This is a genomic window from Janthinobacterium sp. PLB04, from assembly GCF_021165895.1.
GTDB lineage: Bacteria > Pseudomonadota > Gammaproteobacteria > Burkholderiales > Burkholderiaceae_D > Janthinobacterium > Janthinobacterium lividum.
Genome location: NZ_CP088968.1, coordinates 2,480,928 through 2,497,566 on the forward strand (window position 1 = coordinate 2,480,928; position 16,639 = coordinate 2,497,566).

8 protein-coding genes are annotated in these 16,639 nt (G+C 66.6%); 3 read left to right on the forward strand and 5 right to left on the reverse strand.

Annotation, left to right across the window (positions count from 1 at the left end; genetic code table 11):
• Positions 1–3: 3 nt before the first annotated feature.
• The 3 genes from LSO07_RS11060 to LSO07_RS11070 are packed head-to-tail and all read right to left on the reverse strand — an operon-like array spanning position 4 to position 8,080.
• A complete protein-coding gene (locus tag LSO07_RS11060; protein ID WP_151093896.1) occupies positions 4–3,762 on the reverse strand; it encodes an AAA family ATPase in 3,759 nt (1,252 codons plus the stop codon).
• A gap of 16 nt (positions 3,763–3,778) precedes the next feature.
• A complete protein-coding gene (locus LSO07_RS11065; protein WP_151093898.1) occupies positions 3,779–5,005 on the reverse strand; it encodes an exonuclease SbcCD subunit D C-terminal domain-containing protein in 1,227 nt (408 codons plus the stop codon).
• Between the two features lie 54 nt (positions 5,006–5,059).
• Positions 5,060–8,080 (reverse strand): PAS domain-containing protein, encoded by a 3,021-nt coding sequence (locus LSO07_RS11070; protein ID WP_225317248.1) that lies wholly within the window; start codon positions 8,078–8,080, stop codon positions 5,060–5,062.
• Between the two features lie 273 nt (positions 8,081–8,353).
• Here LSO07_RS11070 and LSO07_RS11075 point away from each other — a divergent pair, with 273 nt between their 5' ends.
• Both LSO07_RS11075 and LSO07_RS11080 read left to right on the forward strand, forming a co-directional pair.
• Entirely contained in the window at positions 8,354–8,725 is a 372-nt protein-coding gene (locus LSO07_RS11075; RefSeq protein ID WP_034755042.1) for a YajD family HNH nuclease, read from the forward strand.
• Between the two features lie 21 nt (positions 8,726–8,746).
• Complete coding sequence (locus LSO07_RS11080) at positions 8,747–9,415, forward strand: response regulator (protein WP_151093900.1); 669 nt, start codon at positions 8,747–8,749, stop codon at positions 9,413–9,415.
• A gap of 61 nt (positions 9,416–9,476) precedes the next feature.
• Here LSO07_RS11080 and LSO07_RS11085 read toward each other — a convergent pair whose 3' ends face one another.
• Positions 9,477–11,621 carry a TonB-dependent receptor domain-containing protein gene (locus LSO07_RS11085; RefSeq protein WP_151093902.1) on the reverse strand — a complete coding sequence of 715 codons (2,145 nt, stop codon included), beginning with the start codon at positions 11,619–11,621 and terminating at the stop codon, positions 9,477–9,479.
• 202 nt (positions 11,622–11,823) lie between these two features.
• On the opposite strand from LSO07_RS11085, the gene LSO07_RS11090 reads away from it, so the two are divergent.
• Positions 11,824–13,134: a sensor histidine kinase gene (locus tag LSO07_RS11090; RefSeq protein ID WP_225317273.1), complete on the forward strand. Its 1,311-nt coding sequence runs from the start codon at positions 11,824–11,826 to the stop codon at positions 13,132–13,134.
• Between the two features lie 33 nt (positions 13,135–13,167).
• On the opposite strand, the gene LSO07_RS11095 is transcribed toward LSO07_RS11090, so the two are convergent.
• Complete coding sequence (locus tag LSO07_RS11095; RefSeq protein ID WP_151093904.1) at positions 13,168–16,383, reverse strand: di-heme oxidoredictase family protein; 3,216 nt, start codon at positions 16,381–16,383, stop codon at positions 13,168–13,170.
• Positions 16,384–16,639 lie beyond the last annotated feature (256 nt).

Here is a 16,639-nt window from a genome sequence, read left to right on the forward strand (position 1 = left end):
GACTCAGCGCACCGTCACCACGCTCTTGCCGCCGGACCCAGGCTGCACGAGGATGCGGGTGGCGATGCGCTCCGTCATTTCCTGTACGTGCGAGATGACGCCCACCTTGCGGCCCATCGCTTGCAAGCCGTCGAGCGCATCCATGGCCACGCGCAGGGTTTCCGTGTCCAGGCTGCCGAAGCCCTCGTCGATGAACAGCGATTCCACGCGCACCCGGTTCGAGGACAGCGAGGCCAGGCCCAGCGCCAGGGCCAGCGAGACGAGGAACGCTTCGCCGCCCGACAGCGAGTGCACGGAGCGCAGCTCGCCGCCCATGTCCTGGTCGCGCACCATCAGGCCCAGCGACGGATTGTTCGGGTTGTCGATGCGTTCGAGCTGGTAGCGGCGCGCCAGGTGGTTCAGGTGTGCATTGGCATAGCCCAGCAGCACTTCCAGCGTGAATTGCTGTGCATAGTTGCGGAATTTCTTGCCGTCGGCCGAGCCGATCAATTCATTCAGGCTGGCCCAGCGCCGCTCGATGACGGCTTGCGCCTCGATCTGCGCCAGCATAGCTTGCGCACTGTGGCGCCGCGCGTCGTCCTGCGCGATGGCCAGGCGCAGTCGCGTCGCTTCCTGGTTGGCTGCCTGGCGTTCGGCGCCAAGCGCGTCGAGCGCCGCCTGCAACACGGCCTCGTCCGTTTCCAGCGCTTCCGGCGGCTGCTGCACGTGCGCGGCCAGTTGCTGCCGGCGCTCGGCCAGCACGGAAACGGCCGCCGTGTGGCGGTCGGCGATCATCTGCAGGGCGTCGCGTTCGGCGCGCATGGCGTCCGGCGCGATGGCCAGGCGCGCGCGCAGCTCGTCGAGCGTGGCGGGCGCATTGCCGGAGTGACGCTGCCGGAACTGCTGCAGCCAGTCGTGCAGGGCGGCGGTGGCGCCGCGTTCCTGTTCATGCAGGGCGGCCAGGCGCTGCGACAACTGCACGCATGCTTCATCGAGGCGCGCGCGCTGCTGGCTGGCCGACTGCGCCGCCGTTTGCTGCTGCGCCAGCAGCTCCTTGGCCTGCGCGATGGCGCCAGCCAGGCTGTGTTCCACCTCGGCCACGTTCTGGCCCTGCCATAGCGCGTTGCGCTCCGTTTGCAGTGCCGTGCGCTGTTTGTCGGCGGCGGCAAAGGCGGCGTGGGTCTCCTGCGCCGTGTGCCGTGCCTTGCCGGCGGCCAGCAACGCCGCTTCCAGTCGCGCGGCCAAGGTCGCCAGCGCGTGGCCGCGATTGTCCTGGTCAGCCTGCTGTTTCAGCCATTGCCGGCTTTCCGTCTCGCGCGCCGCACGGAAGTCGGCGGGGCCGGCGCGCCAGTTATCCTTCCAGCCTTCGGCGCCTTCCACGTCGGCAAACGCGGCATCGAGCTGCGCCAGCAAGCCGTCAAGCGCGCTGCGCGACGTTTCCGCCTTGTCCTGGCTGGCCGCCTGCTGCGCCTGCAACTGCGCCAGCCGTGTCTGCGTTTCGGCGACGGCGCTTGTGCAGCGCGCGTGTTCCGCGCCGGCCAGTTCGTGCGTCGCCTGCGCCTGCTCGCGCCGCGCGCTGGCCTGGCGCAGCGCCGCCTCCTGCTGCGCCAGCGCCTGCAGGGCTGCCGCATTGGCCGTCAGTTGCTGCGCGAACCAGTGCGCGCGCTGGTTTTCCGGCGGCAGATGCAGGGTATCGGCATGCGGCTGCCATTGCGCGTGCAGGCTGGCGATGGCGGGCGGCAGGGCCGCCAGTTCGGCATCCGTCTGCGCCTGTTCGCGCGCAGTCGCGGCCAGCGCGGCCCTGTGCGTGGCCAGTTGCTCCAGATTGCCGCGCGCCTGCGCGCGGCAAGCCAGGACTTCATCCTGCAAGCTGGCCAGCATCGCCTGCAAGGCGTCGTCGGCGTGGCTGTACGGGTGTTCCAGCGCGCCGCAGACGGGGCAGGGCTGCTCGTCCTGCAAGGTGGCGCGCAGTTGCTCCACGCTGGCCGCGCATGCCGCTTCCGCCCCCTTCAGGGATTTTTCCGCCTGCGCCAGGCCCGCTTCCAGCGGCGCCGTCCTGGCCCCCTCCATCGCCAGGGCCGCGCTTTCCGCCTGCGCCGCCAGCGACAGTTGCGCCGCCCTCGCTTGTCCGTGCGCCAGATCCTGCTGCTTGCGCGCCAGTTCCGTCCACGTTTTTTCCGCCGCATTCAACTGGCGCGCATGGTCTTCCAGCTGGCCGCGCTGTTGCTGCAGCAGCTGACCATCGATGGCTTGCACGGCGCACTGCGCCTCGCGCCGCTGCGCATCGTGCGCGGCGAGCGTGGCGGCGGCAGCCGTCAACGTGGCCTGTGCCTCCTGGCTCGCGGCGTCTGCCGCGCGCACCAGCTGCGCCGCGTCGGCCGCTCTGACGTCGGCCGCATCGGCTTGCGCGGCAGCCTGGCCGGCCTGGGCGAACAGCTGGTCCGACAATTGCCACGACGTGGCCAGCGCTTGCCAATGCTGGTGCGATGCCAGCCACAGGCGTCCCGTCTCCTGCTCCACCTGCATGGCGTGCTGGTGCTGCTGCAGATCGTGCAAGGTGGCGCGCGCCGTCTCGTTGGCCTGGTCTGCCGCCAGTGCCGCCTCCCTGGCCTGGCGGTGGGCGGGCAAGTGGGCGGCAATGCCGGCATCGAGCGCCTTGGCGGCATCGAGCTGCGGTGCCGCGTCGCGCTGCGCCGCTTCCCTGGCTTGCAAGGCCGCTGCCGCTTGCTGCATGCCGGCAGCCAGTTGCGTTTCGCTGGCCACGGCTTGCGCCGCCTGCGCACGCGCCGTTTCCAGCGCGGCGCCGCTGCTGGCGATGTCGTTCGCCAGGCGCGCCACGTCATCGACGAAGGGGCGCGCCGGCTGCAGCAATTCCCACTGCGCCAGCGCCGTGCGGCGCTCTTCGGCAGCGGCCCGTTCGGCATCCGCGCTATCGAGAGCCTCTTGCGCCGCCGTCGCCTGGCTTTGCAGCTTGTGCGTTTCCTGGTGCCAGCGCTGCTGCAGTTCCAGCACCGCCTTGCGCAAGTCGATGGTGTGCAGGGTGGTCTCGGCCGTGCTGCACAGGGCCTCGGTATCGGTACGTTCTTCCGGCGACAAGGGCCGCTGGTCGGCCAGTTTTTCGCCCAGGCGTTCGAGGACCTGCTTTTCCTTTTTTGCCCGCTCGAAGGCGCGCATGGAAATGTCGGTATAGATGCTGCTGCCCGTCAGGGTTTCCAGCAACTCTCCCCGTTCATTGTCTTCCGTCTTGAGGAAGGTGGAAAACTCGTTTTGCGCCAGCAGCACGGCGCGCGTAAACTGGTCGAACGACAGGCCGATGCGCTTTTCGATCTCTTCCTTGACTTCCGTCTTGGTGCCACCGATGGGCTGCAGCGCTGGCAGCTGGTGCAAGCTCATGGCCGTGGCTTGCAGCGCGCCTTCGGCTTTGGTGCGCGAACGGCGCACGCTCCAGCGCGCGCGGTAGCTTGCGCCATCGTTGCCGACGAAGTCCACTTGCGCGTAGCCGTCCGGCGTGCCGCGCCGCAGCAGGGTGCGGGTATCCTGGGCGTTGACGGTTTCCTTGCCCACGTCGGGCAGGGCGCTGCCCCGGCCCAGCACTTTCAGCAGGCGGGGCGTGGCGTCGTACAGGGCCAAGCACAGGGCATCGAGCAGGGTGCTCTTGCCCGCGCCCGTGGGCCCGCTGATGGCGAACAGGCCGGAAGACGCGAGCGGCTCCCGCTGGAAGTCGACTTCAAATTCGCCGGCCAGCGAGGCCAGGTTCTTGCCGCTGATTTTCAGTATTTTCATGGTTCTTCCGGTGTGCTCAAGCGCCAGGCAGCAGCAGTTCGGCCAGCGCCGACAGTTGTTCGGGCGGCGCGGGCTGGCCGTATTTTTGCAGGTACAGGCGGCGGAAGATATCGTCGGGCTGCAGCTGGCCCAACTGGTCGAGCGTCATGTTCTCGGGCGCGCTGCTGCGCGCGGCGCTCGACGTTTCGATCTTCGCCAGGCGCACGTGCTTGCCGTCGAGCGCCGTTTCGATGCGCGTACGCAGGCCCGGCTCCGGCGCATCGAGGCGCACGCGCACTTCCAGGAAGGGCTGTGCTTCGGCCGGCGCGTCCGGCACGTCGAGGGCGGCCAGCTGTTCCAGCACTTCGGCAATCGGCGCCGGCGTGGCGGGCACGCGCAGCAGCGGCACGGCGCGCGGCACCTCGATGGCGCGTACCTCGCGTAATTGCTCGCCGTCGATATCGAGGCAGAGCACCTGATGGCGGTAATTCACTTCCGCGAAGGACAGGGGAATCGGACTGCCGCAGTAGCGGATGTTATCCTTCCCGCCCACGGCCTGCGCCTTGTGCAAATGGCCCAGCGCCGCATACGCGATGGCGGTATCGAAAATCCCGGACGGCAGCATCTCGGTGCCGCCGATGACGATGCGGCGTTCGGAATCGTTCGACATTTCGCCGCCCACCATATGGCAGTGGCCCATGGCGATGATGGCTTGGCCGGGCTGGCGGCGCGCCAGCGCCAGGTCCGCCAGCTGGCGGTACAGCAGGGCGATGCCACCCAGGTAGGCATCCTGGGTATCGCCGGCCGGCAGTTTCGGCACGTCGCCGGGGCGCAGAAAGGGCACGGCCAGGCACCACGCCTGCACTTGCCCATCGCTGCCGGTGAGCGGCAGCAGCAGGCGTTCCAGGTCGATCTGGCCATCGTCGCCGCGCAGCAAATGGCCGATCACGTGCGTGCCATGCGCGGCCAGCAGGGGGCCGGGCGCTTCCAGGCGGCCGGCCGAATCGTGGTTGCCGGCGACGACGACCAGCTGCAGCGCTGGCAGGCGCGCGCGCGCCTGCTGCAGGAATACATATAGCTGCTTTTGCGAGGCGGCGGAAGGGTTGGCGTTGTCGAACACGTCGCCCGCCACCAGCAGCACGTCGACCTGTTCGGCCACGAGCGTGTCGAGCAGCCAGTCGAGGAAGCGCTGGTGTTCGTAGCCCCGCTCATAATTGTGCAGGGTCTGGCCCAGATGCCAGTCGGAAGTGTGCAGCAGGCGCATGGTGGGGCAAGGGTAGGGAGGACAGGCGCCAATATAGCAGGAATGGCGCCTGTCTCACGCCGTCAGCACGCCTGCGCGATAAGTATTGCGCCCATCCTGTTTCGCCTGATACAGCAGCACGTCGGCCCGCTGCAGCAGCACGGCGGGGGAAATGTCTTCGTCGCGGTAGAAGGCCAGGCCGATGCTGGCGGAAATGCGCACGCTGATGCCATCGAGTTCGAACGGCTGCTGCATGGCGGCGACGATTTTTTCCGCGAGCACGGCCGCGTCGTCGGGCCGGGTGATCTGTTCCATGATGATGGTGAATTCGTCGCCGCCCAGGCGGGCGATGATATCGGTGGCGCGCATGGTCTGCGTCAGGCGCTGGGCGAAGGCGCGCAGCAGGGCGTCGCCGGTGCCGTGGCCATGCGTGTCATTGACGGGCTTGAAGCGGTCGATATCCATGTACATGACAGCCATCAGGTGCTGCTGCTGGCGGCTCGCGTGCATGGCGTCGCTGAGTTTTTGCTGGAAGCCGGCACGGTTCGACAATCCCGTCAGCGCATCGACCTGGGCCAGCTTCAGCAGCCGCTGTTTTTCGCGCTTTTGCACGGTGATATCCTGGCGCATCACGTGAAAACCCACCACCTGCAGCTTGTCTTCGCCGATCTGCGGGATGTAGATCACTTCCATGCAGCGCTCGATGCCTTCCTTGTCGTCTTCTTCCTCGAAGCTCAGGGTTTCGCCCGCCAGCACTCTTTCGATATACGGCGCCACCGTGCGGTAGCGCGCCTCGCCCACGGTGTCGCGCACGCTTTTGCCCAGCGCCTGCCGGCCCGTCAGGCCGAATTCGCGTTCATAGGCGATGTTCAGGAAGCGGTAGACCTGGTCCGCGTCGATGTACGCGATCATGGCCGGCAAGGTGTCGGCGATGGTGCGCAGGCGCGCTTCGCTTTCCAGCAGCGCCACTTCCGATTCGCGCAAGGTGGTGATGTCGTCCAGGGTGCCCACGTAGCCTTCGATCCGGTCGTCGATGAGGATGGGGGCAATTTTGACGGAGACCCAGACCAGCCTGCCGTCGCGCTGCAGGCAGCGCAGGGTGGACTGGAACGGCGCGTGGCTGCGCGTGAGCTGTTCCAGCGCCACGTGCATCAGCGGATAGTCGTCCGGGTGCAGGGCGCTGGTCCAGCCGGCGCCCAGGGCGGCGGCGCGCGGCAAGCCCGTGATCGATTCGAAGGTGCGGTTGACGTAGGTGCAGCGGCGCTGGCGGTCCAGGCGCACCAGCCCGAGCGGCGAGGCGTCGTTGACGGCGGCCAGTTCGGCCTGTTTCTGGCGCAGTTCCAGTTCCTGCTGACGGCGCTGCGAGATATCTTCGGCGATGCACAGGATATGTTCGATCTGCTGGCGCTCGTCGAACACGGGCACGGAGACGGCGCGCAGGTAGCGCAGGCTGCCGTCAGCCAGGCGCAGCGGTTTTTCCGTATGGTCGATGACCCCGCGCTCGGCCAGGATGGCGCGGTCGTCCTCGGCGTCGTGCAGGCCGAAGTCGGGCGGGAAGGCCTGGCAATCGGTCTTGCCGATGACGTCGGCGGCCAGGTGGCCGGTGATATCCTCGGCGGCCTTGTTCCACACTTCCATCTTGCCGAAATTTTCCGGGCGCGCGCTTTTCACGTAGACCAGCACGGGCAGATGGTCGATCAGCGACTGCAGGAAGCTGCGGTTGTCCTGCAGCGCCAGTTCGTCGTGCTTGCGCGCGCTGATGTCGCGCGAGGTGACGGCCACGCCGTCGGCAATCGGCACCACCTGGTGGCGCAGCCAGCGCGTGCCGCCCGAGGCCAGCGGCAGTTCGAATTCATCTTCCAGCGGCTGGCCCGTTTCCATCACCAGCACGAAGCGCTTGAAAAAACGCTCGCCGCGCAGCAGCGGCATCTGCTGCAGCACGCGCTGGCCCAGCAGTTCGGAGCGTGGCTTGCCCAGCATGTCGGCGGCCCGCTCGTTGATGTCGGCGAAAATGAAATCTTCCACCGGCTTGCCCGGCGCGGGGCGCCAGGCTTTCAGCAGCAGCACGGCATCGAGGCTGCCCTGGTGCGCCGCGCGCAGCAAGGCCTGCGTTTCCTTGGCCTGGCGGATGCTGCGGCGCAGGCGCGCGCTCTGGCGCATCAGCAGGGTTGTAAAGCCGGCAATGAGCACGCTGGCGGCAAGCAGCGCGCCGACATACACCAGGCGGCGGTGTTCGAAGCGCGCCAGGGCGACGGCGCGGTTCACGCCCACCACGGCCAGCAACGGGTAGCGCGGCAGCTCGTGGTAGCTGTAGATGCGTGACGTCGCGTCGACGGGCGGCTCGATCAGCAGTTCTTCGGGGGCGTGCTGCGGCGGTCCCGGCATGCGGAAGTCGATGCGGTCGCTGAGGATCAATTGCTCGCCGATGCGCCCCACCGTCAGCCCGCTGTCGCGCGCCACCAGCATCAGCGCGCCCTGTTCATCGAGGTTCAGGCGGTCGTAGTCGTCGACAAAATACGTGGGGTCGACGAGGATGACGATGGCGCCGGCGAAGCGGCCTTGGGCATCGTTCAGGCGGCGCGCCAGGCGGATGGTCCAGCGCTTGCTCTCGGCGTCGAGCATGGGCGTGTCGACCAGGGCCGTGTCGGACGCATTCGCGGCCAGCGCCCTGAAAAATGCCTGCTTGGCCAGGTTTTCCGGCAGATAGGCGTGAGCGCTGTCGACCACATTGCCGTGCGCGTCGATGAGGGCGATCGGCAATTCGAGCTTCGATGGCAGCACGCTGTCGAGCAGGCCCTGGCGGCGCGTGAATTCATTCAGGCGCAGGCCACCGTCCGTTTCCTCGTATTTGAGCTTGAACAGTTGGGTGGCGTGGTCCGTCTGGCGCAGGGTGAAACTGGTATGGTCGGCCAGGGTGCGCGCCAGCGACTGGCTGACGGCCACGGCGTCGCGCACGGCGCTGGCCCGCTCCTGGCCAACCTGGTAAAAGACGGCCGCCCACAGCGCCAGCAGCAAGATGAGCGCGAACAGGGGTACCAGGCTGAGACGGTACAGGCGGCGGGCAAGGCGTTGCAGGGGTCTTGTTATCGCTATCACGGGCGCTTGCAGGCTAGGGTCATGGAAAAGGGAAGGGCGGCGTGGCGCGCATCATAGCCGAAATATGCTGACCTGCGCGCTGCCTGCTGCCCCAGCGTCTGTTCGTAGTCTGTCGCTGGCCTTATTTTGCTTTAAATCAAGTATCTGTGGTGCCGCGCACGCTAAAAAAAGCACGCCGGCGGCGACACGGGCTGGCGGCGTGGCAGAAAAAGTACAATTGCGGCCCCATCCTCATTAAAATGGGCGCTTCTACCTCCCATATCGAAAGTTGTCATGCAGAGTAAAAAGCCCGACGCGGCAAGACTGGACAAGATCGTGGCCGAAGCGCGCCGCGCCGCCGACCAGCGCGAGAGCGGCTACCGCGAGCGCTCGCTGAAGATGTATCCGTGGGTATGCGGCCGCTGCATGCGCGAATTTACGCGCGCCAACGTGCAACAGCTGACGGTGCACCACCGCGACCATAACCACGACAACAATCCGCCGGACGGCAGCAACTGGGAGCTGCTGTGCCTGTATTGCCACGACAATGAGCACTCGCGCTACCTGGAAGCGGACCGTGGCGCCGGCCTGCTGTCGGCCGAGGTGGCGCCCGCCACGCACAATCCGTTTGCCGCGCTCGCTGGCCTGATCAAGAAAAAGGACTGAGCGGGCCGCGCCGCTTCCCCCATGCGCATCTTGCTCACCGAAGACGACCCGCAGCTGGGCCGCGCCACGCAGATCGGCCTGGAACAGGGCGGCTATGCCGTCGACTGGGTCACGAGCGCCGAACACGCGCACACGGCCGTGCGCCTGCATGACTATGGCTGTATTTTGCTCGACCTGGGCTTGCCGGGGCAGGATGGTATGCAGGCGCTGGGCGTGCTGCGTGACAATGGCTACAGCGGCGCCGTGCTGGTCGTCACGGCGCGCGACCAGGTGGGCGAGCGCATCGCCGGGCTCGACGCGGGGGCCGACGACTTCATCGTGAAACCGTTCGACCTCGACGAGCTGGCCGCGCGCATCCGCAGCGCCTGCCGCCGCGCCGCCGGTCGCCTGCGCGAGCACCTCGTGCATGGCGACCTGGTGCTCGATATCGCGGACCGGCAAGTAACGCAAGGGGGATTGCCCGTGACCTTGACGGTGAAGGAATTTCGCATCCTGCAACTGCTGCTGGAGCACGGCGGCCGGGTGCTGAGCCGGGAACAGCTGGAGAAAAACCTGTACAGCTGGGGTGACGAAGTGGAAAGCAATGCCGTGCAAGTGCATATCCACCACCTGCGCAAGAAGCTGGGGCGGGACTTGATACGCACCGTGCATGCGATCGGCTATTGCATTGATAAAGCGCAAGCGGCCTGATGAAAAAACGGGCTACCCGGAGGCAGCCCGTCGGCATCGATGATGCGGCTGGATTAGCGCATCAGAAATCGACGGTGGCCGACAGCCACAGACGGCGGCCGTCCAGGCTGTTGACATAGCGGTTGGCGTAGGTCAGCGTCGGTGCGCGGTAAGGCTGGTAGTCGACGAAGTCCTTGTTGAGCAGGTTGTACACGGCCGCGTTCAGGGTGACGCGCTTGTTCAGCTGGTAGCTGCTGCCCAGGTGCAGCATGGTGTAACCCTTGTAGTCGCCCAGCGCGGCCTTGGCGGCGCGCGTGGAAGCCGAGGTGCCCGGATCGCGGAAGCGCTCGCTGCGGTACTCGGCGCGCAGCCAGCCGTTCCACTCGCGCGAGATATCCCACGACAGGCGCGCATTGACGGCGTGCTTGGGCGTGTCGCTCAGGGGTTTGCCGGCGTTGCTGCCGCTCTTCTGTTCGCTTTCCGTGTACGTGTAGTTGGCGCTGGCCGACAAGGTCTTGCCCAGCGGGAAGCGCGTGTTCAGTTCGACGCCGCGCGTGACGGCCTCATCCACGTTGACCGATTGGCCAAATGCGTCCACGTTGGGCCAGTTGCCGAAGCTGACGCAGCCGGGACGGTTCGGCGAAGGGCGGTAGTCGCAGTTGACGAGGCCCGTGCCCGTCGTGATCTTGTCCTTGAAGGTATTGTTGAACAAAGTGCCGCTGGCGGTCCAGCCGGCCAGGTTGTCGAAATACGCGCCGATTTCCGTCGTCGTGCTCGTTTCCGGCTTCAGGTCCGGGCTGCCGACGAGGGGGATCGTGCCCTGGCCGCCAAAACCGTTGATGCCTGGCGACAGTTGCTCCACGCGCGGCGTCTTGTAGCCCTTGCTGACGCCGCCCTTGACGGTCCAGCTTGGCGCTGCGTTCCACACGGCATAAGCGCGGGGGCTGGTCTGGCCGCCGAAGATGCTGTGATCGTCATAACGGGCGCCGACGGTCAGCGCGACATTCTCCAGCACCTGCCATTCGTCTTCCACGAACAGGGCTTTTTGCGTGAATTCGAATTTCTTTGGCGCCACGCCATCCGTCATTTCCGCTTTCCACCATTGCGCGCCGATGGTAGCCATGTGTTTGCCCAAAGGCATGACCAGCTTGGTATCGAAGACCTGGCTTTCCACTTCCAGCGCGCGGGCGCTGCCGGTCACGGCGCCTGGCGTGCCCGGTGGAATCGTGCGGCCCAGGGTTTCCGTCTTGTTCACCATGTAGCTGCTGTCCAGGGTGCCGAAGCCGAAGCGGCCCGTGTGCGACAGGGTCCACTGGTCGCGCTTGTATTTCTGTTCCGGGCCGTAGCCGCCCTGTACGGTATTGGTGCCGAGCTGGCCCTTCGAATTGTCGTAGGTCTGGCGGCCCGCATCCGCGTCGAGGATGACGGTGTGGTAGCGGTTCGGCGTGAAGGCCAGGCGCGCGCCAAAGTTCTCGATGTCCGAGCGCACGGGGTTGGCGCCCATGCTGGCGGGCACTTGCGCGCCGGCCGCGTTGGGGACGCGGATGTCGGCCGCGTCGCGGCGCTGCTTGCTGCCGCGCAGGGACAGGCCCAGCAGGTCGGTAGCGATGGGGCCGCTCAGGTAGAAGCGACCGCTTTTCACGTTGCCGAAATCGGACTCTTCCTGCAAGGTGTAGTCGGCCGAGACGGAGCCCATCCACTGCTTGCCCACCTTGCGCGTGATGATGTTGATCACGCCGCCCATGGCGTCCGAGCCGTACAGGGTCGACATGGGGCCGCGGATGATTTCGATGCGCTCGATGGCGGCCAGCGGCGGCATGAAGCTCGTCTGCGTGCCGCCGAAGCCGTTCGGCGTGACATTGCCGGCCGCGTTCTGGCGGCGCCCGTCGATCAGCACCAGGGTGTAGTCGCTGGGCATGCCGCGGATGCTGATGTTCATGCCGCCCGTCTTGTCGCCCGCCGCGCCCACGTCGATGCCTTCCACGCTTTCCAGCGCCTGCGTCAGGTTGCCGAAGCGCTCCTTCGACAGCTCCTGGCGCGTCAGCACCGTGATCGAGGCTGGCGCCTGCTTGATATCCTGCTCGAAACCGGAGGCGGAGACCACCACTTCCGGCATGCTGGCAGGCGTGCCCGTCTGGGCGTGAGCCGGCAGGCAGGACAGGGCGGCCAAGGCCAGGGCCAGGGTGGTGGGACGCGGCAGGCGCGCGCTGCGGGTGCTGTTGGACATGCAAACTCCTGATGGTGGATGAGTTATTGGTTTTGCTGGTGCAAGCTAATGGGAATCATTGAGGCAATAAGAATCATTTACAATTGCACCCATGGCTTCCCAAAAAATATTTCGCTCCGGATCTTGCGCAGAAGTTCTTAAGAGATTCTTAACGGCTGGCGGCGGCCTGAAAACCTGGTCGCTGCGGCGCACTTTGTTGGGCGTGCTGCTGGGCCTGACCCTGGCCCTGTGGGTGGGCAGCGCCGCCATCGTGTACGTGGAAGCGCGCCGCGAAAGCCAGGAACTGTTCGACCAGTCGCTGATCGAGACGGGCCACCTGCTGCTGTCGCTGGTGGAAAAGGATGCGCGCCAACACGGCTTGACGGGGCCCATCGACGTGCCGCTGCGCGGCCATCCGAATCCCCATCAGTATTTGCTGTTCAAGGTGCGCGACGCGCAGCAGCGCGTGCTGTACCGTAATGACGCGGCGTCCGATATCGCCCTGTCGCGCAGCGCGCCGGACGGCCTGTCCTGGACCCGCATCGGCGGCCAGCGCTGGCGTCTGTTTTCGTTGTGGGACCCGCAGCGCACCCTGCAGCTGCTGGTGGCCGAGCCGACCAGCCACCGCGACGATATCAGCCGCGGCTTCTTTTACCGCATCGCCGTGTTCGGCCTGCTGCTGGTGGCGCTGGCCACCATCGCCATCTGGTGGAGCATCCACCGCGTGTTTCGCGTGCTGCAGGCGTCCGCCGATGAAGTGTCGGCGCGCACGCCCGATGACCTGGCCGACGTCAGGCTGGCTGGCGCACCCACCGAGCTGCATCCGCTGCTGCTGGAAATTAACCGCCTGTTCGGCAGAGTGCGGCAAAGCCGCGACAACGAGCAGCGCTTCACGGCCGATGCGGCGCACGAATTGCGCACGCCGCTGGCCGCCATCAAGACCAATCTGCAAGTGCTGCAGCGGGCCCGCAGCGAGGCTGAACGCGAGGAATTCATTGCAGCCCTGGGCGTCAGCGTGGAGCGCGCCACGCGCCTCGTCAACCAGTTGCTGGCACTGGCGCAGCTCGACCCGCATTCGGGCGCGGCGGCCGACTTGCGTGCGGGGGACCTGTCCGACCTGCTGGCCGAGCAGGCCGCGCAGTGGCAGGCGCTGGCCGCGACGTACCGGCTGTCGCTGAGCGTGATCATGGCACCGGCGCCCTGCGCGCTGCATGCGGACAGCCTGCAGATGTTGCTGCGCAACCTGGTCGACAATGCGCTGCGCTATACGCCGGCGCCCGGCTGTGTCGTCATCAGCTGCGGCGTGGAAGCGGGGCGCAGCTATTTGCGCGTGGCCGATTCCGGTCCGGGCATCGCCGAGGAACTGCATGCGCGCGCGTTCGAGCGTTTTGTGCGCCTGGGCGGCGGGCAGCTGCCCGGCAGCGGCCTGGGCTTGTCCATCGTGCGCCGCATCGCCGAGCGGCATGGCGCGGACATCATCCTCGGCGCCGGCTTGCAGGGCAGGGGACTGGCGGTGACGGTCGTGTTTCCATGACGGCCCCGCCAGGGCAAGGCGTTTAGGCCGACTTTACAGCGACTTCAGGAACGCCAGCAGCGCGTCGCGGTCCGTCTTCGACAGGTTCTCGAAACGCTGGCGCGCTTTTGTCCCTTCGCCGCCGTGCCACAGGATCGCTTCCGTCAGGCTGCGCGCGCGGCCGTCATGCAGATAGCCAGCCTTGCCGCCACTGCCCATGACTTTTTCCGTGTAGCCTATGCCCCACAGCGGTGCCGTGCGCCACATGCTGCCTTGCGCCTGGCCTTCCGTGAAGGTATCGGCCAGCTCGGGACCCATGTCGTGCAGCAGCAGGTCGGTGTACGGACGGATGGTCTGGTTGCGCAGTTCCGCAAACAAATGTCCCGCGCCCGTCTTCATTTCCACCGTGTGGCAGGCAGCGCAGCGCATGCCCTGGAACAGCTTCGAGCCGGCGGAAACCTGCTGCGGGTCGACCTTGAGCTCCTCGATCGGCGCCACGCCTTTCGGGAAACCGCTGGCGATGCTGCGCTGGGCCGGCACGGCCACCAGGGCCAGGTATTGCGTGATCGATTGCAGGTCCGCTTCCGAGATGCCTGGCTGGGCGCCGCCCGCTGCGCAGGCTGCCGGCCCCGCCATGCAGGCGCGGTTGCGGTACACGGGCGAGGTGACGGCCATGTCCAGCAGCAGCGCGTCGGCGGCCTGGTGGCGCAAGGTGGCTTTCGAGGCCTTCCAGCCGAAGCGGCCCAGGCGCACGGCGCCCGTCTCTGGTTCATATACATAGTTGGGCAGGCCCTTGACGCCGTCGGCATCCGGCGTGCTGCGGGCGCGCGCCAGGATGTCGGCTTCCGGCACGGCTTCCAGCAAGCCCGCGCCGATCATGGGCGGCGCCGCGCGCAGCGAAACGACTTGCGGCACGGGGCCTTCGAAGGCCAGCGTCGGCTTGCGCAGTTCGACTTGCGTGCCGTCGGCCAGGGTGGTCTTGCTCGTCGTGAAACCGCCCACGCTGACGCCGTTGCCCCAGTTTTGCGGCACGCCGGAAGGCGAGACGGCATTCATCTGGATCGCCGTGCCGTATTGCGGGTGCGGCACCTGCTGCCCCGCCGCATTGATGCTGGCGACGCGCACGGCCATCGTGTCGAGGCGCTGGTTCAGGGCCATCGGCGCGGGGCTGCGGCCATTGTTGACGTGGCAGGCGATGCAGGCCGACTGTCCGTAGCGCTGTCCCTGCAGGCCGACGGCGGGCGCGTAACGGTCGTTGCCGCCTTCGTTATGCTCGCCGGTGGTGAAGTTGGTATGCACCAGGCGCCGGCCCTCGACGAAGCGCTGCATGTTCTGCATGCCGATATTGTTGTGCGGCTGCTGGAACATGAACAGGGCGTTGTCCGAGTAGTTATACGACACGGAACCGAGGCCGCCGGAGAGCGTTTCCTCCGGCAGTGGCACGGAATTGAGGCGCGGCTGCACGCCATACCAGGGCCGCAGTCCCGCGCCCACCACATACGTCCATTCGTACGAGTAGTAGCGGATGCCGCCAGCATCGCCTTTCGACGCCATCGAGGCGGTGGTGGAAAACATCGATGGCGACACTTCGATGATGTCGCCCGCCGTCAGCGCGCGCGCCTTGACGTCCGTGCCATTCGGCATGCCGCCGGCATCGAGGCCGCCATGGCCCGGGTACTCCTTGATCAGCAGTGTGCAGGCGCCATTGATGCCGTTGGCGTTCGTCAGCCTGTCGTTGGCCGGGTAGGCCACCGGCTTGCAGACGGGGACATTGCGGTCCACCAGTTCGCCGGGCGACATCCAGCCGTAGCCCGTCACGCCGGGACGGTCGAAGCCGCGGAAGAAAGCCACGCCGCCGGACAGAAAATCGACGGTGGTGTACTGGTTGACGATCAGCGTGGGCTTGGTAACGCCGCGTACCTTGCTGTTGTCGATGATTTCCACGCCCCAGGTGCGGTTCTTGAAGTATTGCGGCACGAACGTGAGGTAATTGCCCGGCCCCTTGTCTTGCGGCAGGCCCGTGACGGGATCGACCGTTTCATTCGGGCCGTAGCCGATTTCATTCCATTCCTCGCCCCGTTCGCGGCCATGGCGCGCCAGGCCGCGCGCGCCGAAGCGCGTCACCAGGGTGCCGTCTGCCAGGGTGAATTGCAGGCTTTCCAGCGGCTGGGCGGCGGCCGGCAGCGGTGTCCAGCCGGTGCCGTTGGCGGGGAATTTCAGGGCCGACGTCGCAGTCGACGGCAGGCTGTTGTCACTGCCCGGCGTCTTGAAGCTCACTTCCAGCAGCGAGTAGCCATACTGCGTGGCGCGCGCCACGCCCTGCAGGCGGATGTAGCGGGCATTGATGCCCAGGTTGAAGAATTCCTCGGTGCCGCCGTGGCCATTCGTCACGTAGCGCACTTGCGACCATTTCTGGCCATCGTCGGAGACCTGCAGCGCGTACTGCTTGCCGTACGCGTTTTCCCACAGCAGCTTCATGTAGCCGACGGGCGTCTTCGCGCCGAAGTCGAACTGGATCCAGGCGCCGTCCTCGAACTTGCTGGCCCAGCGTGTGCCCGTCTTGCCGTCGATCGCCATGGCGGCGGACATGCCGTTGTTTTCCACGGGCGAGGAAGTGGCGGCCACGGGGCGGATATCCACGCCGGGCTGGCCCGGATCGATGGTGACCGGGGGCGGTTCGGTGACGGGTGGCGTCACCGGCGGCAGCACGGGCGTACCCGCAAATGCCTGGATTTCAAAGATGGAGTAGCCGTACTGGCCCGCGCGTTTGACGCCCTGCATGCGCAGGTAGCGGCCTTGCGCGTCGAACCCCGTGATGTCCTCGATGCCGCCCTTGCTGTCGCTGACGTTCTGGATGGTGGTCCAGTGCGTATTGTCGTCCGATACCTGCAGCAGGTAGGCGCTGGCGTGCGCGTTTTCCCAGGCGATATGCACGCGGGTAATGCGCTGCGAGGCGCCGAAATCGAGGGTCAGATATTCGTTGTCCGTAAAGCCGCTGCCCCAGCGCGTGCTGTCGTTGCGGTCGATGGCGGCGCTGGCCGACAGGTCGCCCCGTTCCGCCGAGCTGGCCGTGGCGGCGACGGGCGTCAGCGCCGTTTCCGCCGACGTTTGCGCCAGCAGGCGTTGCGCCGTGGCGGGCGTGGCCGGGTTGTCGCCGCCACCGCCGCCGCACGCGGCCAGCAGCAGGGCCAGGGCCAGCGGCAAGCGCCGCCTGGAAAAGTGGATAAAGCCGGCCGGGTGCTGCCGGGGCCGAAGCAGGGATGTGTGCATGCTATCTTCCTTGTTTTTATTGATTATGCAAGATTGGTCAGACTGGACGTTTCCGCATCCCCGTCGATGGTGTTGCGCATGCTCCACCGTCACGGCAGCGCCTTGCGGCCAGGGGGCGGCAAGGAAGGACATGGCGGGCAAAGATGGGGGGAGTAGTTTTAATTGCCGTATGGCAATAATTTTCTTAAGTTATAGAAGCGCATGAGGCATGTCAAGCGGTCTCGTGGACTTGTCATCAACTGTTCATGTCGCCCGG